Below are 16,831 nucleotides of genomic sequence, written 5' to 3' on the forward strand. Positions count from 1 at the left end.
CAAATATAACGGAAAAAGGGCGCGTCGGCTTGGCCGGCGCGCCCTTTTTCATGGGCATGGCCAAAGCCTTATTGCAGGGTTACCGCGCCATCATCGGAATCGCGGCGGCCAAAGAACTGCATCAGCTGGATCAGCAGTTCGCACCGCGTCGCCAGGTTTGGCGCTTCGAGCAGGGCCTGCTTGGCCGCCACGTCGAACGGGGCGATCTGCGACACGCCGTTGATCAGCGACTGGTCATCCAGCCGCGCCACCGAATCCCAATCCACGGCATAGCCCTGGGCATCGGCAAACGTGCGCGCCTCGCGCTCGAAGCCGGCGCGCTCCACCGCGCTCAGCGCTTCGCCCAGGTCATCGCTGAGGAGTTCGGCCTCCACCTGGCGGAACGGGGTTTTGGCATCGAGTTCGCGCAGCACGCGAAAGCGCGCGATGCCCGAGAGGACGATGTTGTAGCGTCCGTCTTCCAGCGCCTCGACATCCTCGATCTTGCCCACGCAGCCCACCTGAAACAGCGGCGCGCCATCGTTCGCCGACTGGGGCTGGATCATGGCGATGCGGCGATCACGCGCCAGGGCATCAGACACCATGGCGCGATAGCGCGGCTCGAAGATGTGCAGCGGCAGTTGCAGGCCGGGAAAGAGCAGCGCGCCCGACAGCGGGAAGATCGAAAGCCTGACCGTGCCGATCGCGCCGCCCATCGCCATCACCCGAACAGCACGGTGGACAGCTTGCGGCGGGTGCGTGCCACCCACGGGTCTTCCAGGCCGATCGCCTCGAAAATCTGCAGCAGGCGCGCGCGCGCGGCGCCGTCGTTCCAGGCACGATCGGCCGCCACCATGGCCAGCAGCGTATCGGCCGCGCCATCGCGGTCACCGGCAGCAAACAGGCCATTGGCCAGCGCCAGTCGTGCGTCCATGTCATCAGGCGCGGCGGCCACGGCGGCACGCAGGGTGGCCAGTTCGCCTTCCTCGGGCGCGTCTTCGGCCAAGGCCAAGGCCGCGCGGGCCTGGTCCAGCGCATGATCGGCCGCCAGCGCGGGATCGAGCGATTCGAGCACCTGCGTGGCTTCGTCCTTGTGCCCGGCGAGCAGCAGCGCGCGGATCAGGCCGGCATGGGCCGCGGCATTGTCGGGCGCGATTTCCACGATCTGGGCAAACACGCTGGCGGCACGCTCGCCATCGCCTTCGCCCAGGATTTCCTCGCCCATCGCCAAAAGCGGCGCCACGTCCTGCGGCGCTTCCTCGCTCAGCGCGCCGGGCTGCACCGGCAGCTGCGACAGAATCTGGTCGAGATACTGCTTGAGCTGCGATTCGCCGCGCGCCTGGGTCAGATCGGCCACCGGCTGCCCCTGGAACATGGCATAGACCGTGGGGATCGAGCGAACCTGGAACTGGGCGGCGATGAACTGCTCTTCATCGACATTGACCTTGGCCAGGACCACGCCCTTGTCGGCATATTCGGCCGCCACCTTTTCCAGCACCGGGGTCAGCGCCTTGCACGGGCCGCACCATTCCGCCCAGAAATCGAGGATGACAAGCTTGGTCATCGAAGGTTCGACGACAGTCTTGCGGAAGCGGTCCACCGCCTTCTGTTCGTCGAGGTTGAGGCCCAGGCTTGCCACTATGCGTCTCCACTTCCATTCGGTCCGGTGCAGCGCCGCGCGGGCACTGCTGCGGTCACCATGTGGGAAAGCCTGGCAGTTCGGCAAGGGGCAGTGCAGCAAGAGCTGCGAATCTGCACCAAGGCCAGCCAGTCGAGCATCGCCATCCACAGCTGCATCCACAGGGCGCGCCGGGTTTGTCTGGAAAAATGCAACTTTGCTGTTGCGCCGCCCCCAATCCCCCGTTATTGGCCCGCCTCACCCCAGCGGGATGGCCCTTGCGCCCCCCCACTGAAAACGCCAGAGCGGGCGTAGCTCAGGGGTAGAGCACAACATTGCCAAGGTTGGGGTCGAGGGTTCGAATCCCTTCGCCCGCTCCAGTTTTCAAGACCTGCACGGCCGGCTTCCGGCCCGCGCAAACGCCGAGCGGGCGTAGCTCAGGGGTAGAGCACAACCTTGCCAAGGTTGGGGTCGAGGGTTCGAATCCCTTCGCCCGCTCCAGTTTGCCCATGCGTGGCATTTTCCAGCAGCGATGGTTCAAGATTTCGGGGAACCCTCGAGTCTTCTTGCTGGCCCTACGCGCAACAGCGCTTCGGGCGTGGTTCGCATCCCTTCGCCCGCTCCAGTTTGCCTTTTCTCATCATCGCATTCGTCGCCGCGCTTTGGTCGCGGTTCCCCCCCACGCCATCAAGCGGGACCCCGGGTCAAGCCCGGGGTGACGATGTGTTGGAATGTCCTAACCCAGCGCCACCCACCACTTATTGGTCACCCCGGGCTTGACCCGGGGTCCCGCTGCCTTCGAAGCGCCTCTTGCCGGTCCAGGCGATCGCGCCCATAGCTTGGCACTATGGACAAGCGCCCCAGCATCGATCCGCGTGCCTTGCTCACATTTCGCACGGTATGCCGCGAAGGCTCGATCTCGGCAGCCGCCCGCGTGCTCAACATTGCCCAGCCGTCGGTATCGGCCGCCATCGCCCAGCTGGAAGCGCGGCTGGGACTGCAACTGTTCGAACGCCGCCAGACCGGGGTGCGCCCCACCGCGCAAGGTGCCCTGCTGGCCGAGCGGGCCGAGGCAATGCACCACGTGCTGATCGGCGCGCAGGAGGAACTGGACAATCTGTCGCGCGGGCTGGCTGGCCCCTTGCGCATCGGCGGCACGCCCGGCGCACTGGTCAGCCTGCTGCCCTTCGTGATTGGCCGGCTCGAAGCGCGCATCGGCCCTTGCGCGCTGAGCGTGGTGGAGCGGCCCGACGGCGTGCTGATCGACCTGCTGCGCCAGCGCCAGATCGATCTGGCCTTCGTCACCACCGAGATGGAGGCGCCGCCACCCGACATAGCCGAACGCACCTTTGCCCGTGATCCCTTTGCCCTGATCGTCGGGCGGCGCCACGATGCCCTGCCCTCGGCCGTGTCGCTGCGCGAGGTGGCGGGCCTGCCCTGGGTCTTGCCCGAGGCACAAGGCGCGTTCCGCCGCCAGGTCGATGCGCTGTTCATCGCCGCGCAGGCGCCGGTGCCGGCCAACGTGGTGCGCTGCGATTCGCTGCTGACCACCAAGGCGATCGTGCGAATGAGCGACCGCATCACCGTGCTGCCGCGCCAGGTGGCCGCGTCAGAACTGTCGATCGGGGTGTTGCGCGGCATCGAGATTCGCGAGGCGGCATTCCAGCGCAGCATCGGCGTGCGTCTGCGCCATGGCGAGCAGCCCTCGATCGCCGCCCAGGCGCTACTCGATGTCATGGCATTCAAGTATAGCCCAGAGCTATAGCAAGATAGAGAGATAGTATTTTCAACTGATAGCCATCGCGCGCAGATAGGTTTGCAGCGTGTCCGGGCCAACCCGGAACCATGCCAGCGCGGGAGAGCAAGCGATGCGGACCCTTATCCGCAATGTCAGGATTTTCGACGGGAGCGGCAGCGCTCCCTATACCGGCAGCGTGCTGGTGGATGGCGAACACATCGCCCACGTGGCCCAAGGTGCCGATGCGCTGGATGGCGCAGCCCATGACCAGCGGATCGAGGGCGCTGGCCGCACGCTGATGCCCGGCATGGTCGACGCGCATACCCATCTGACCTGGGGCTCCTCGATCGAGAAGATCTATCACCAGTTCATCCTGCCGCCCGAGGAACTGAAAGTGGCAGCCTGGCGCAACGCGCGCGTGCTGCTCGACCAGGGCTTTACCAGCCTCTATTCGGCCGGCGCGCTGGTCGACGGGATCGAGCCGGAACTGGCCGCGGCCATCGCCGCGGGGGAAACCCCTGGCCCGCGCTATGTGCCCTCCACCATCGAGCGCAGCCCCGAAGGCGACGACGGCGTCGACACCGGCAATGTGTTCAACGGCCGCGGCCCCGACGCGATGCGCGCCTTCGTGGCTTATTGCGCTGACCAAGGCGTGAAGTCGATCAAGCTGGTGGTGTCGGGCGAAGACGCGCTCAAGCCGGGCACGGCGCAACACGTGCTCTATACCGAAGCGGAAATGGTTGCTGCAGGGCAGGCCTGCCGCGAAGCCGGCCTGTGGATCGCGGCCCATGCCTATTATCCCGAGGCGATCGGCCTGGCGCTCGATGCCGGGGCGCGGGTGATCTATCACGCCTCTTACGCCGATGACGCAGCCGTGGCGCGCATGATCGCGGCCAAGGACACCACGTTCTATGCCCCGGGTCCGGGTGTTTCGGTGGGTGCGCTGGAAGCCAGCCCGCCCCCGCATATCGACATGAGCGCGATGAAAGCCAGCGCTGCCGAGCGGCTGGAGCGTGAACGGGCCCTGGTGCCCGCGCTCAAGGCTGCCGGGGTCAAAGTGCTGATCGGCGGGGACTATGGCTTCCCGTTCAATCCCAACGGCCGCAACGCCCGCGATCTGGCGCACTTCGTGGAATACTATGGCTATACCCCGGCCGAAGCGCTGGTGGCGGCAACGCGCCTGGGTGGCGAGCTGATGGGCCTGGCCGTGGGCGAGGTGCGCGAAGGCTTCCTGGCCGACCTGCTGCTGGTCGATGGCGATCCCACGCAGGACGTGGCGATCATGCAGGACGCCGCCCGTCTTTCCATGATCATGAAGGGTGGCGCCCTGTACAAGGCGCCCGCCGCTGCCGAGGCCGCGTAAATGACTGAGCGTTGCGATGTGGCGGTGATCGGCTGCGGACCGGTGGGGGCACTCGCGGCCAACCTGCTGGGCCGCGCCGGGCTGCGCGTGGTGGTCCTGGAAAAGGAACTGGACCACTATCCCCTGCCGCGCGCGGTGCATCTCGATCACGAGATGATGCGCCTGTTCCAGACCGCCGGGGTGATCGATCGGGTGCTGCCCGACATGGTCGCCACCGATGGCCACCTGCACGTCGGCGCCGATCACGGCGTGATCCGCTACATGGGCACGGTGGGCAAGCCCAAGCCGTTTGGCTGGTCCAACGACTATTTCTTCTATCAGCCCGAACTGGAAGCGCACCTGCGCGCCGCCTTTGCCGAAAACGGCGCGATCACGCTGCGCCTGGGCGCCACCTTCACCGCGCTGGACCAGCACGATGACAGCGTGACCGTGCAATTCGAGGCTGACGGCGCGCAGCAGGCGCTGACCGCGCGCTGGGTCATCGCCGCCGATGGCGCGCGCAGCCCGGTGCGCAAGGCGCTGGGCATCGCGCTGGATGATCTTCGGTTCGAGGAGCCCTGGCTCGTCGTCGATGCCGAGGTCGAAGGCCCGGTCACGTTCCCGGCGCTCACCGGTGTGCCGGCCGATGCCGATCTGCAGCGCCTGTCGGTGATGATGTGCGATCCGGCGCGGCCCGCCACGGTGGTGCCCGGCCGCGGCAATCACCGCCGCTGGGAATTCATGCTGCTGCCCGGCGAAGACGACCAGGCGATGATGCAGCCCGAACAGGTTGGCGCGCTGGTCGGCGCGTGGATGAAGGACGTGCCCCACACCATCGTGCGCGCCGCCACCTATCGCTTTCACGGCCTGGTGGCGGAAGCCTGGCAGGCCGGCAACGTGTTCCTGGCTGGCGACGCTGCGCACCAGACGCCGCCGTTCTTCGGCCAGGGCATGTGCCATGGCCTGCGCGACGTGGCCAATCTGGCGTGGAAGATGGACGCGATCGTCAACCATGGCGCCGATCCCGCGATCCTGGCCAGCTATCAGCCCGAACGTGATCCCCATGTGCGCGGGGTGATCGGCGCGGCCGTGGCGGCGGGGCGCTATATCTGCGAACTGGACCCGGCCAAGGCGGCCACACGCGATGCCGGTATCCGCGCCACTGCAGCGCAAAAGGCCGGCGAAACCGCGCACGACCTGATCCCCGCGATTTCCGCCGGGATCGTGCTGGCTGGCACGGCCGGTGCAGGCGTACGGTTCATCCAGCCGATCCTGGCCGACGGACGCAAGCTGGATGACGCGGTTGGCCAGGGTTGGCGCCTGATCGTTCGGGATGACAGCGTGACGGGGTCCTCTCCCCTCATCACGCGTACGGTGGCCGCGTCGCTTGACGATGCCGGCGCGGTCACCGCCTGGCTCGATCATCATGGCGTCGATGCCGTGCTGCTGCGCCCCGATCATTGCGTGTTCGGCACGGCCAGTGGCACCGCGATCGACCTGATCGAGGCCCGCGCCCACGCGCTTGGCTTGGCCCTGGAGACCGTATCATGACCACACTCGATCTGGCAGCGGCGCAGGCCGTGATCGCCGCCGCGCTCGCCAGCGCCCGCGCCCGCACGGCCAAGCCGCTGGCGGTGATCGTGCTTGATGCTGGCGGCCATCCCATCGCCTTTGCCCGCGAAGACGGCGCCACCTTTGCCCGGCTGGAGATTGCCCGGGCCAAGGCCAAGGGCGCGCTGGGAATGGGCGCCGATACGCGCATCCTGGCCGAGCGTGCCAAGGGCAACCCGGTCTTCTTTCAAAGCGTGGCCGTGGCGCTGGGGGGCGACATGGCCTTTTCGCCCGGCGGTGTGCTGGTGCGTGGTCCGCAGGGCCTGGTGCTGGGATCGGTGGGCGCCAGTGGCGACACCGGCGATTGCGACGAGGAATGCGTGACTGCCGGCCTGCACGCCGCCGGCTTCAACCAGGAGCAAACCCGATGAAACTGCGCAGTATCGAACTCGCGCTGCCCGATCCGGCCGCCGCGGCCCGCTTCATGCTCGATATCTGGGGCATGGCGCCTGGCGAGGTGCGCGGCGATACCCATTACCTGCGCGGCTCCGGCTCCTATCCCTACCTCGTTGCCTTCGAAAAGGCCGACGCGGAATTCGTGCGGTCCACTACGTTTGTCTGCACCGCGGCCGAGCTTGCCGACATCCGCAGCCGTGCCGCCGCGCGCGGCTGGCCGCTGATCGATACGGTTTCAGCCGATCCGGGCGCAGGCGAAGGCGTGATCGTGGAACTGCCCGAGGGCGAGTTGCTGCGCTTTCTGGTCAACACGACCGAGGTGGAACCGATCACCGGGCGCGACCTGCCGGTCAAGCTGACGCACATCGTGTTCAATTCCGCCGATGCCGAAGCGTCGGGCCATGCCGTGGAAGACGTGCTGGGCTTTCGCGTGTCGGACCGCACCAAGGGCATGGTCTTCGTGCGCTGCAACGACAGCCACCATTCGACCGCCTTTGCGCGTGCCGGCTTTTCCAGCCTCAACCACATCGCGTTCGAGATGGAAGACCTCGACGCGGTGATGCGCGGCATCGGCCGCATGCGCGACCACGGCTTTGCCCCGGCCTGGGGGCCGGGCCGTCATGGGCCGGGCGCCAATGTCTATGCCTATTACATCGCGCCGTTCGGCCCGGTGATCGAATATTCCACGGCCGTGGAAAAGGTGCCCGAGGATTACCGCGCGGGCAGCCCCGAAGACTGGGCCTGGCCGCCAAACCGCATCGACCAGTGGGGCATTTCCGACAAGGATTTCGACGGCTTGCGCCAGGCCGAAGAGCGCTTCCGCTTTCGCCGCGCCTGGCAGCCGGCCGATCCCGCCCAGGCCTGAACGCCCCGCTTTCGTTTTTCGGAGTTTTCGATCCCATGACCCGTCTCATCAGCTTCCGCCGCCCAGATGGCCTGCCCAGCTTTGGCCGTCTCGATGGCGATACCGTGCACGATCTCGGCACGGCTGGCAGCGCCGCCTTTCTCAAGGACGTGGCCGACCAGGACCTGGCTGCGCTGCCTGCCACGGGCCAGTTTGCCCTGGCCGATGTGCGCCTGCTGCCGGTCGTGCCCAATCCCGGCAAGATCCTGTGCGTCGGCCTCAACTATGCCACGCACGTGGCCGAGACCGGGCGCGAGCAGAAGGAATTTCCGGCGATCTTTACCCGCTGGGCCGATACCCTGATCGCCGATGGCGAGCCGCTGCTGCGCCCGCGCGAAACCGAGCGGTTCGACTATGAAGGCGAACTGGCGGTGGTGATCGGCAAGGGCGGACGCCGCATCGCCCGCGCCGATGCCATGGCCCATGTCGCCGGTTTCTCCATCTTCAACGACGGTTCGGCGCGCGATTGGCAGCGCCACAATATCCAGTTCACCCCGGGCAAGAACTATCCGGCCACCGGCGCGTTCGGCCCGGCGCTGGTCCTGCCCGATGAAGTGGCGGACCTTGGCAGCCAGCGCGTGCAGACGCGCCTCAATGGCGAACTGGTCCAGGACCAGCCGATCAGCGACATGATCTGGGATATCCCGTTCGTGATCGAATATTGCAGCACCTTCACCCCGCTCGCCCCTGGTGACGTGATCGTCACCGGCACGCCGGGCGGTGTGGGCGATAAGCGCAAGCCGCCGCTCTACATGAAGGCCGGTGACGTTTGCGGGATTTCCATCGGCGTGATCGGCACGCTGACCAACCCGGTTATCGACGAAATCTGACCCGCCGTTTCATTCCAATCCAGCCGACCGCGCCCGCATAACGGCGGGCGCGGACCGATAAACGCACGATTTTTGGGGAGAGAACCATCATGATCTGCCACACCCGCACCGCGCTGCTTGCCGGTCTTTCACTTTCCGTCCTGGCCACGCCAGCCCTGGCGCAATCAGCCCCGGCCGCCGCGCCGCAGGCCGCCGACAGTGCGCCTGACGCCGCCATCGTGGTGACCGCGCAGCGCCGCGTGGAAAAGGTGACGGAAGTTCCGATCTCGATCACCGTGGCCGATGCCGGCCAGCTGGAGCGGCAGCAGGTCAACACCGTCAACGATCTCAACCGCATCGCCCCAAGCCTGGAAATCCAGTCGGCACCCGGCCAGAACACCGGCGGCGGCGGCGCGATCCGCGGCATCGGCACGCAGACCTTCTCGGCCGGCGCGGTGGCCTCGGTGGGCGTGGTGGTAGACCAGGTCAGCCAGGGCAACGCCAATATCTCCGACCTGTTCGACGTGGCGCGGATCGAAGTGCTCAAGGGCCCGCAGGGCACGCTGTTCGGCCTCACCACCTCGGCCGGCGTGATCAACATCACCACCAACAAGCCCGAATTCGACAAGGTATCGGTGCGCGTGCGCAGCGAGCTTTCGACCGCCGGCTTTGCCGGGTCCAAGTCTGGCAACCAGATCCTGCAGGGCGTGGCCAATGTGCCGATCGCCAGCAATGCCGCGATCCGCGTGGCGGCCTATGGCAACATGCGCCAGGGGCCGGACTACAACCTGACCACTGGCCAGTATGACAAGAACGAAACCATGGGCGGCCGCGCCCGCCTGCTGTGGGAGCCGACCGACAAGCTGACGGTCAACCTGATCGGTGACTATACCGACACCCGCACTACCAATGGCGGCAACTTCTTCACATTCGTGAAGAGCAGTGGCCCCGGCATCCTGCCGCTGCCCACGCCCTTCCCCATCCCCGACAACGTCACCGCCAACCTGGCAAGCTGCGGCGTGACGGCGGGCGAAGGCAACCGCAACTATTGCACCAGCGAGCAATTCACCGACCGCATCAAGACCGGCGGCGCCTCGCTCCAGCTGGATTACCAGTTCGCGCCCTTCACGCTCACCTCGATCACCGCCTACCGCAGCACCCATGAAAAGGGCTATGGCGCGGCATCCAACGTGTTCCGCGCCGATCCGCTGGAACTGCAGGTGCACAATTCGCCGGTCGATCGCCCGATCGACCTGTTCACCCAGGAAGTGCGGCTGTCGTCCCCGGCCAACCAGACCGTGGAATATACCCTGGGCGGGTTCTATTCGCGCCAGGTGATGACGCGCACGCCCGAAACCGTGTCGGTCGCCATCCACCCGGCACCGGGCGTGTACATCCCGGCCTTCTCCAGCACGGTGAACGCCTATCGCGTGGTCGACGAATCGATCGCCGCGTTCGGCCAGATGACGATCCACGCCGGCGACAAACTGCGCCTGATCGCGGGCGGCCGCTATACTGACGATGTGCTTTCGCTCGGCATGCAGAACGCGGCCGGCACGGCGCTGGACAGCTATACCCGCCTGCACGTCGGCAAGGTTTCGTGGAAGGGCGGCCTGCAGTATGACGTCGATCCGCGCACGATGGCCTATGCCACCGTGGCACGCGGCTTCAAGGGTGGCCAGATCGCCACGCCGTCGGGCGCAGCGCCCTATGTCGTCCTGCCTGAAGTGCCGACCTCGTACGAAGTGGGCTTCAAGGCCACGCTGCTGCGCAGCTGGGTGCTCGATGCCAACCTGTTCTACCAGAAGATCGAGAACTTCCAGGCGCAGCAGTGCACGGTCGACCAGAACGCGGTGATCTCGTGCGTGCAGACCAACATCAACGGGGTCAAGTCGCGCGGGGCGGAAATCAACCTGTTCGGCAAGGTGACGCGCAACCTCTCGCTCAACACCGGGTTCATCTATGCCAAGGCCACCTATCCCAAGGGCTTCCTTGGCACCGATGGCAGCGATATCGGCAATACCCAGCTGGCCTATGCGCCAAAGTACAAGTTCACCGTCTCGGGCGAATATGCCCATGACCTGGGCGAAAACCTCAAGGGCTTCCTGGCGGCCGACGCGGTGTGGAAATCGCGCATCCGCTATGAAGCCAATTCGGTGGCCGATACCACGTTCCGTCCGCACTGGACGGTGGGTGGCCGCATCGGCGTGCGCACGGCCGATGAACGCTTCACCCTGGCGGTGTTTGCCCGCAACCTGTTCAACGTGAACGAGCCCTCGCTCTATCAGTCGAGCTTCCCCTATGGCGGTGCGGCCAACATCGGCGCCATCTATGGCCCGCAGTCGTTCCGCACCGTGGGTCTGTCGCTCGACGGCAAGTTCTGATCCGATACCCGCCGCCCCTGTCTCACGATGGGGGCAGCCAACACTTTCTCAGGCGATCCGCTCCCTTGAAGGAAAGCATCGATGCCGTTTGACGCCACCCGCGCCGCAATCGCCGCCATGGGCACCACGCTGACGCCCGATCTGCTGGGCCAGGTGCGCGCCCTGTTCGATGCCGAGCAGCAGGCCCTGGTCGCGGCGGAGCCGGCTGCGGCGGTGGACCTCGCCTATGGTCCCCACGAACGCCACCGGCTCGATCTTTATGGCTCGCCCGGCGATGCGCCCAAGCCGGTGCTGGTCTTCGTGCACGGCGGCGGCTTCCTGCGCGGCGACAAGGGTGGCAGCGGGGCAGAAACCTGGCCCAACGCCGCAGTGGGCCGCATGGCGGCGCAGGCCGGCATGATCGGCGCCGTGATCAACTATCGCCTGGCGCCCGATCACATGTGGCCCGCCGGATCGGAAGACGTGCTGGCCGCGTTCGACTGGCTGGTGGCCCATGTCGCCGATCATGGCGGCGACCCGCAGCGCATCGTGCTGGTGGGCACGTCTGCCGGCGCCGTGCATGTGGCCGGCGCGATCCGCCTGCGCCCCGATCTGGCGGCGCGCGGCGCGGTGCTGCTGTCGGGCCTCTATGGCCACACCCCGCTCGATGAACGCGACCAGCTCTATTACGGCAACGCGCAGGACTATGCCGGGCGTGCCCCGCGCGAGGCGATGGCCGCAACCACGCTGCCGCTGCTGGTAGCGATTGCCGAATTCGATCCGCCGCGCTTCCAGGCAGAGTTCCTGGGCCTGATGGCCGATCGGCTGGCGCGCCACGGCACCATGCCGCGTGGATACATCGCATCGGGCCACAATCACTATTCAATGGCCATGCACCTGGGCACGTCAGACCGCCGCCTGGCGGATGAGATCATCGCCTTCGTGCACGCCATCTGCGCCTGACATTTCGATCTACCTGAAAGGCAGTTCCATGCTCGATCGCCGTACCATGCTCGCGGCCGGCGCCGCGCTGGCCGCGAGTGCCACGCCCGCCCTGGCCAAGGCCGCCAAGGCCGCCGTTTCGTCGCAGTTTCCCCAGGGCTTCCTGTGGGGCGCATCCACTGCGCCGCACCAGATCGAAGGGAACAATACCAGCAGCGACCTGTGGTTTCTGGAAAACCAGCAGCCCACGGTCTTTGCCGCGCCATCGGGCGATGCCGCCAACAGTTTCCTGCTGTGGGAACAGGATCTTGACCTGGCCAAGGCGATCGGCCTCAACACCTATCGCTTTGGCATCGAATGGGCGCGGATCGAGCCGGAAAAGGGCCTGTTTTCGCAGGCGATGCTCGATCACTATGCCCGCGTGATCGATGGCTGCCGCGCCCGTGGCCTGGCGCCGGTCGTCACGTTCAGCCACTTTACCGCGCCGCGCTGGTTTTCCGCGCAGGGCGGCTGGGCCAACCCGGAAAGCGCCGCGCTGTTTGCCCGCTTTGCCGACAACGCCACCCGCCACTTTGGCGATCGCATTCATGCCGCGATCACTTTCAACGAACCCAATATCCTGTTGCTGCTGCAAAATGCCAATGTGCCGCCAGAACTGTGGGCGATCCAGAAGCTGACGCTGGAAACCGCGGCCAAGCGGCTGGGCGTGCCGCGCTTCCTCTGCGCCAATGTGGCCGGCCTGGCCGATCTGCCCGATCTGCAGGCTGGCCTGCTGGCCGCGCACAAGGCGGGCAAGGCGGCGATCAAGGCTGCCGCGCCGCGCCTGCCGGTGGGGCTTTCGCTGGCGATGATGGACGATCAGGCGGTGGGCAAGGGCTCGCTGCGCGATGCCAAGCGCCAAGAGATGTATGGCACATGGCTCGACGTGGCCAAGGCCGACGATTTCCTGGGCGTGCAGAACTATGAACGCGCGCTGTGGGGGCCGCAGGGCCGCCTGCCCGCGCCGGCCGACGCGGTGCGCAACTGGTCAGGCAGCGAAGTCTGGGCGCCGTCCCTGGCCGGTGCGGTCCGCTATGCCCACCAAGCCACCGGCGTGCCGATCCTGGTATCGGAACATGGCGTGGGCACCGATGACGATACCATCCGCGCCGCCTTCATCCCGGCCGCGCTCACCCACCTGAAGGCCGCGATCGACGATGGCGTGCCGGTGCTGGGCTATTGCCACTGGAGCCTGATCGACAATTTCGAATGGGTCTTTGGCTACAAGCCCAGGTTTGGCCTGGCCAGCTATGACTCTGTCACCTTTGCCCGCACGCCCAAGCCCAGTGCCGCCGTGCTGGGCGCGATCGCCCGCGCCAACCGGGTCTGATCACCCCCGGCGGGCGCGGAAGAAGTCGCGCAGCAGCGCGGCGCTTTCCGCCTCGCCCAGGCCGGCATAGACTTCGGGGCGGTGGAGGCAGGTGGGCTGGTCGAACAGGCGCCCACCGTGTTCCACCGCGCCGCCCTTGGGATCGGGCGCGGCGTAATAGACCCGCGCCAGCCGGGCGTGGGCAATCGCCCCGGCACACATCGGGCAGGGTTCCAGCGTGACCCACAGGTCGCAGCCCTCCAGCCGTTCCTGGCCCAGGGCAGCCGCCGCGGCGCGAATCGCCAGCACTTCGGCATGGGCGGTGGGATCGCACAGCCCACGCGGCCGGTTGTGCGCGGCGGCAATCACCTGCCCACCCTTGACGATCACCGCGCCGATCGGCACTTCGCCCGCAGCAGCGGCGTCATGCGCCTGTTGCAGCGCCAGTTTCATCGGTTCGGGCAGGGGCCAGCGGGTCATCTCTCCTGCCGGTAACACAGAATCGGCAGGCAGCAAGGCATTCGGGCAAGCGAATCCTTGACTTCCCCGGTTGATTCGATCATGGCGCCACCTTCCAGATAGATCATCAGAACACGAAGCGAGTTTTTAGCCATGTCGCGCATTTGCGAACTGACCGGTAAGGGCCGCCAGATCGGTCACAACGTGAGCCACGCCAACAACAAGACCAAGCGCGTGTTCCTCCCCAACCTGCAGAACGTCACCCTGATGTCGGAGAAGCTCGATCGCAGCTTCAAGTTCCGCGTCTCGACGCACGGCCTGCGCTCGGTGGAGCACAACGGCGGTCTCGACAACTGGCTGCTCAAGCAGGACAACACCAAGCTCAGCACGCGCGCCCTCAAGGTCAAGCGTGAACTGGTCAAGGCTGTCGCCACCGCCGCCTGAACGGCTGCGGTACGCTGATGCCTACAAAGAGGCCGGGGTTCTCCCCCGGCCTTTTTTGTTGCCTGCCGTCGCCGCGCACGCTGCGTACCTGGCGGATCAGACGCCGCGCGCCAGCCGCAGTTTGAGCAGCAGCGTGCGTTGCAGCCAGACCATCTCGTTGCTGTCGGAAATCAGCCAGATCGCGGTGCTGCCATCGGCCTCGGGCGTGGCGACCATGCCTTCATAGTTGTCGCGGATGCGCGGATCGGCGATCCAGGCGATCGGGCGCGGCTCCACCTGCGCACCGGGGCGAATCGCCGCCGGATCGTCAATCATGGTGACCACGGTGCGAAACCCGCCCAGCGTGAACTTGCGCCCCAGCACCAGCAGGCGGCCATCGGGCGCCTGGGCCAGCTCCACCGGGCGATAGCCTTCGGGCATGACCAGCTCGAACCGCGCCGGCGCCTGGCCACTACGCGGCAGGCCCGGCCAGATCAGCCCAGGATGGCGGCGGCGCGACCACCAGTGGGCAAAGACTTCGCCGATTACCACGGTGCGCCCGTCGGCCAGCTGGCGCATCGCCTCTGGCCCCTGGTTGTTGGGCCATTCCAGCAGCACGGGCGCGGCGATCGGGCGATCGCGGCTGAAATCCGGGCTGAACAGGTGAAACGCGCCCGCCCCTTCATAGCCGATCAGCACTTGGCCATTGCGCGGATCGACCGAGACCGATTCGCTGTCGGTATCGATTTCCTGGCCTGACCATGCCGGATGAATGGTTTCGCGCTGCCACGTGCGCCAGGGCAGCGGCTGATCGGGCCGGGTGAACACCATCACGGCATTGCGATCGCTCACCGCCAGCAGATCATGCGTGTTGCGCACCGCCAGTGCCGAAAAATTGCCGAATTCGCGATCGGGGCTGGTCAATTGCCACGCCCCCACCAGCGTCAGGGCGCCATAGCGCGGCGGTGCGCCACCGGCGCGCAGGCCGGGCAGCAGATCGTGATAGAATACCCGGTCGTCGGGATTGGGCGGGGGAAACGGCTGGCGCACATAGATCGTGGGCACCAGGGCCAGCACGAGCAGGAAAAGGGCGATACGGCGCATCGCCTGCGGCCTTGGCACGGATGGCCGGGGCGGGAAAGCCCTGCGGCGCTCAGGCCGGCAGGAAAATCATGCCCTTGCCGTTCATGCAATAGCGCTTGCCCGTGGGCGGCGGGCCATCGTCGAAGACATGGCCGAGATGTCCGCCACAGCGGCGGCAATAGACCTCGGTGCGGTCCATGCCGAACGAGCTGTCGCTGCGCAGGCCCACGGCATTGGGCAAAGGTTTCCAGAAGCTGGGCCAGCCCGTGCCGCTGTCAAACTTGGTGGTTGAGGAAAACAGCAGCTGGCGATCAGCCGCGCAGGCAAAAGTGCCCTTGCGATGCTCGTTCAGCAGGGGTGAGCTGAACGGACGCTCGGTGCCCGCCTCGCGCAGGATGAAGAACTGTTCGGGGGTGAGCAGGCGGCGCCATTCCGCCTCGCTGTGCTGCACCGGAAAGACTTCCTTGGGGGCAGCCGGGCGGGCGCGGCAGGCGCTGGCCATGGGCAAGGCAAGCCCGGCGCCCAGCCAGCCCAACAGGCGGCGGCGCGACGGATGGGCGGAAGGGGGGGCTGAGCCGTTCGTCATCACCATGAACGCCTTGTCGGGCTGGCAGGCAGCCGGGGCAAGATGGCCTCGCGGGCAGGGCGGGGGGCGTGCCATGATGGCAACCTGCCCGCGAGACCTGATCGTTATGCTTCACCCTGGCTGAACCGATCCTGAGCGGTGCGGTCAGGCTTCAGCAAGCCAAGCAGCCCGCCCTTGCGCACCTTGCGCCCCCTGGCAGGGCCAGACTTCATCACGGTGCGGCGGAACAGCTGTGCGCCGGTGCGCACGATCAGCATCACGCACAATGCCTGCCAGCCCAGCGCCAGCAGGTGCGGCCAAATCACCGGATCGCGCGCGGCGCGCGCCAGCATGGCAAAGGGCGAGGACAGCGGAAACACCCGCGCTGCCCAATCCACCCAGCTGCCCGGCCGCGCCAGGGCATAGCTGGCAAAGAAGAACACCATCAGCTGCAGCATGGTGACCGGCATCGACAGCGTCTGCACCTCGCGCACGGTGGTGGCCATGCCGCCGATCGACAGGAACAGCGAACCCAGCAGCAGATAGGCCATGGCGAAATAGAGGAAGCCCAGCAGGATGAACACCGGCCAACCTACCGCCGGCGCGGCCAGCAGCGGCAACGATTTCATGCCCATGACCATCAGCCCGCCCCAGGCCGCGCCCCACACCGCCATGCCCACCAGGCTGACGCCCAGCATGGCAAAGAGCTTGCCCAGAAACAGGGCGTCCATGGGGATCGAGGCAGCCAAGACCTCGATGATCTTGTTGGCCTTTTCCTCCACCAGGTTGGACAGCACCATGCCCGCCAGCAGCATGGTGAGCAGGAACAGCGCCACTTGCCCCGCCTGCGCGGTGCTGACCTGGCCGGTCTGCACCGAGGCGACGCTGCTGGCCACCTCGTCCACCGCCACGGGTGGCAGGGCGGCCGGCGCCACGCTTTGCGCATGGGCGGCAAACAGCGCGATCATGCCCTGCCACATCCGCGCCCGCTCGGGCGTGGCGGTCAAGACCGGATGGGCCAGGCTGCCCGACACCACGGCGGCCAGCTGGCCCACTGGCCGGTCATGCTCGGCAGTGCCGGCGCGATGGCTGCCGGCAAGCGCGGCACGCGCATCATAGGTGCGCCCACCCCATGGCGCATCGAGCACGACGAAATCGGGCACATCGCCGGGCATGGCATCGGCCAGGGCGCGATGCGCCGCCATCATCCGCGCCGCCTCGTCTGCCGGCAGGGCAATGCCGATCTGCGGG

Annotated in this window: 16 protein-coding genes and 2 tRNA genes; 12 read left to right on the forward strand and 6 right to left on the reverse strand. The window is 66.9% G+C overall.

Annotation, left to right across the window (positions count from 1 at the left end):
- Positions 1-68: 68 nt before the first annotated feature.
- The gene (locus tag H926_RS0113055) at positions 69-695 is read right to left on the reverse strand and encodes an LON peptidase substrate-binding domain-containing protein (RefSeq protein ID WP_028657962.1); all 627 of its coding nucleotides are present in this window, start codon (positions 693-695) and stop codon (positions 69-71) included.
- A 5-nt stretch (positions 696-700) separates the two neighbouring features.
- Positions 701-1,618 (reverse strand): tetratricopeptide repeat protein, encoded by a 918-nt coding sequence (locus tag H926_RS0113060; protein WP_022676707.1) that lies wholly within the window; start codon positions 1,616-1,618, stop codon positions 701-703.
- A 284-nt stretch (positions 1,619-1,902) separates the two neighbouring features.
- On the opposite strand from H926_RS0113060, the gene H926_RS0113065 reads away from it, so the two are divergent.
- From H926_RS0113065 to H926_RS0113115, 11 genes are all read left to right on the forward strand, one after another.
- Positions 1,903-1,977 (forward strand) — tRNA-Gly (locus H926_RS0113065).
- Positions 1,978-2,023: 46 nt separating this feature from the next.
- A tRNA-Gly gene (locus H926_RS0113070) sits at positions 2,024-2,098 on the forward strand.
- A gap of 346 nt (positions 2,099-2,444) precedes the next feature.
- Entirely contained in the window at positions 2,445-3,362 is a 918-nt protein-coding gene (locus tag H926_RS0113075; protein WP_022676708.1) for a LysR family transcriptional regulator, read from the forward strand.
- Between the two features lie 103 nt (positions 3,363-3,465).
- Entirely contained in the window at positions 3,466-4,698 is a 1,233-nt protein-coding gene (locus H926_RS0113080) for an amidohydrolase family protein (RefSeq protein ID WP_022676709.1), read from the forward strand.
- Complete coding sequence (locus tag H926_RS0113085; protein WP_022676710.1) at positions 4,699-6,228, forward strand: bifunctional 3-(3-hydroxy-phenyl)propionate/3-hydroxycinnamic acid hydroxylase; 1,530 nt, start codon at positions 4,699-4,701, stop codon at positions 6,226-6,228.
- Positions 6,225-6,659, forward strand: a complete 435-nt coding sequence (locus H926_RS0113090; RefSeq protein ID WP_022676711.1) for a heme-binding protein — start codon at positions 6,225-6,227, stop codon at positions 6,657-6,659. Before H926_RS0113085 ends, H926_RS0113090 begins: the two co-directional genes overlap by 4 nt.
- Positions 6,656-7,549, forward strand: a complete 894-nt coding sequence (locus tag H926_RS0113095) for a VOC family protein (RefSeq protein ID WP_022676712.1) — start codon at positions 6,656-6,658, stop codon at positions 7,547-7,549. The genes H926_RS0113090 and H926_RS0113095 overlap by 4 nt, the downstream gene beginning before the upstream one ends.
- 35 nt (positions 7,550-7,584) lie before the next feature.
- Positions 7,585-8,418 carry a fumarylacetoacetate hydrolase family protein gene (locus tag H926_RS0113100; RefSeq protein ID WP_022676713.1) on the forward strand — a complete coding sequence of 278 codons (834 nt, stop codon included), beginning with the start codon at positions 7,585-7,587 and terminating at the stop codon, positions 8,416-8,418.
- 89 nt (positions 8,419-8,507) lie between these two features.
- The gene (locus tag H926_RS0113105) at positions 8,508-10,781 is read left to right on the forward strand and encodes a TonB-dependent receptor (RefSeq protein ID WP_022676714.1); all 2,274 of its coding nucleotides are present in this window, start codon (positions 8,508-8,510) and stop codon (positions 10,779-10,781) included.
- 81 nt (positions 10,782-10,862) lie between these two features.
- Complete coding sequence (locus H926_RS0113110) at positions 10,863-11,723, forward strand: alpha/beta hydrolase (protein WP_022676715.1); 861 nt, start codon at positions 10,863-10,865, stop codon at positions 11,721-11,723.
- A gap of 28 nt (positions 11,724-11,751) precedes the next feature.
- Complete coding sequence (locus H926_RS0113115; protein WP_022676716.1) at positions 11,752-13,071, forward strand: family 1 glycosylhydrolase; 1,320 nt, start codon at positions 11,752-11,754, stop codon at positions 13,069-13,071.
- Here H926_RS0113115 and H926_RS0113120 read toward each other — a convergent pair whose 3' ends face one another.
- On the reverse strand, positions 13,072-13,530 hold the full coding sequence (locus H926_RS0113120) for a nucleoside deaminase (RefSeq protein ID WP_022676717.1): 459 nt from the start codon (positions 13,528-13,530) through the stop codon (positions 13,072-13,074). It lies immediately after the preceding gene.
- 132 nt (positions 13,531-13,662) lie between these two features.
- Here H926_RS0113120 and rpmB point away from each other — a divergent pair, with 132 nt between their 5' ends.
- A complete protein-coding gene (gene rpmB, locus H926_RS0113125; protein ID WP_022676718.1) occupies positions 13,663-13,953 on the forward strand; it encodes a 50S ribosomal protein L28 in 291 nt (96 codons plus the stop codon).
- Positions 13,954-14,049: 96 nt separating this feature from the next.
- Here the strand turns inward: rpmB and H926_RS0113130 are convergent, their stop codons facing one another.
- The 3 genes from H926_RS0113130 to H926_RS27425 all read right to left on the reverse strand — a co-directional run.
- On the reverse strand, positions 14,050-15,036 hold the full coding sequence (locus tag H926_RS0113130) for an esterase-like activity of phytase family protein (protein WP_022676719.1): 987 nt from the start codon (positions 15,034-15,036) through the stop codon (positions 14,050-14,052).
- Positions 15,037-15,085: 49 nt separating this feature from the next.
- Positions 15,086-15,601 (reverse strand): peptide-methionine (R)-S-oxide reductase MsrB, encoded by a 516-nt coding sequence (msrB, locus tag H926_RS0113135; protein WP_082209159.1) that lies wholly within the window; start codon positions 15,599-15,601, stop codon positions 15,086-15,088.
- A 104-nt stretch (positions 15,602-15,705) separates the two neighbouring features.
- Positions 15,706-16,831: ABC transporter permease (locus tag H926_RS27425; protein WP_022676721.1), on the reverse strand; the 1,126-nt coding region annotated here is incomplete at its 5' end.

Source organism: Novosphingobium sp. B-7 (assembly GCF_000410615.1).
GTDB lineage: Bacteria > Pseudomonadota > Alphaproteobacteria > Sphingomonadales > Sphingomonadaceae > Novosphingobium > Novosphingobium capsulatum.

Coding starts and splice junctions, on each gene's coding strand:
- H926_RS0113130 (WP_022676719.1), bottom strand. CDS start 15,036: ATGCGCCGTATCGCCCTTTTCCTGCTCGTGCTGGCCCTGGTGCCCACG.
- H926_RS0113095 (WP_022676712.1), top strand. CDS start 6,656: ATGAAACTGCGCAGTATCGAACTCGCGCTGCCCGATCCGGCCGCCGCG.
- H926_RS0113080 (WP_022676709.1), top strand. CDS start 3,466: ATGCGGACCCTTATCCGCAATGTCAGGATTTTCGACGGGAGCGGCAGC.
- msrB (WP_082209159.1), bottom strand. CDS start 15,601: ATGACGAACGGCTCAGCCCCCCCTTCCGCCCATCCGTCGCGCCGCCGC.
- H926_RS0113105 (WP_022676714.1), top strand. CDS start 8,508: ATGATCTGCCACACCCGCACCGCGCTGCTTGCCGGTCTTTCACTTTCC.
- H926_RS0113090 (WP_022676711.1), top strand. CDS start 6,225: ATGACCACACTCGATCTGGCAGCGGCGCAGGCCGTGATCGCCGCCGCG.
- H926_RS0113120 (WP_022676717.1), bottom strand. CDS start 13,530: ATGACCCGCTGGCCCCTGCCCGAACCGATGAAACTGGCGCTGCAACAG.
- H926_RS0113085 (WP_022676710.1), top strand. CDS start 4,699: ATGACTGAGCGTTGCGATGTGGCGGTGATCGGCTGCGGACCGGTGGGG.
- H926_RS0113075 (WP_022676708.1), top strand. CDS start 2,445: ATGGACAAGCGCCCCAGCATCGATCCGCGTGCCTTGCTCACATTTCGC.
- H926_RS0113100 (WP_022676713.1), top strand. CDS start 7,585: ATGACCCGTCTCATCAGCTTCCGCCGCCCAGATGGCCTGCCCAGCTTT.
- H926_RS0113055 (WP_028657962.1), bottom strand. CDS start 695: ATGGGCGGCGCGATCGGCACGGTCAGGCTTTCGATCTTCCCGCTGTCG.
- rpmB (WP_022676718.1), top strand. CDS start 13,663: ATGTCGCGCATTTGCGAACTGACCGGTAAGGGCCGCCAGATCGGTCAC.
- H926_RS0113115 (WP_022676716.1), top strand. CDS start 11,752: ATGCTCGATCGCCGTACCATGCTCGCGGCCGGCGCCGCGCTGGCCGCG.
- H926_RS0113110 (WP_022676715.1), top strand. CDS start 10,863: ATGCCGTTTGACGCCACCCGCGCCGCAATCGCCGCCATGGGCACCACG.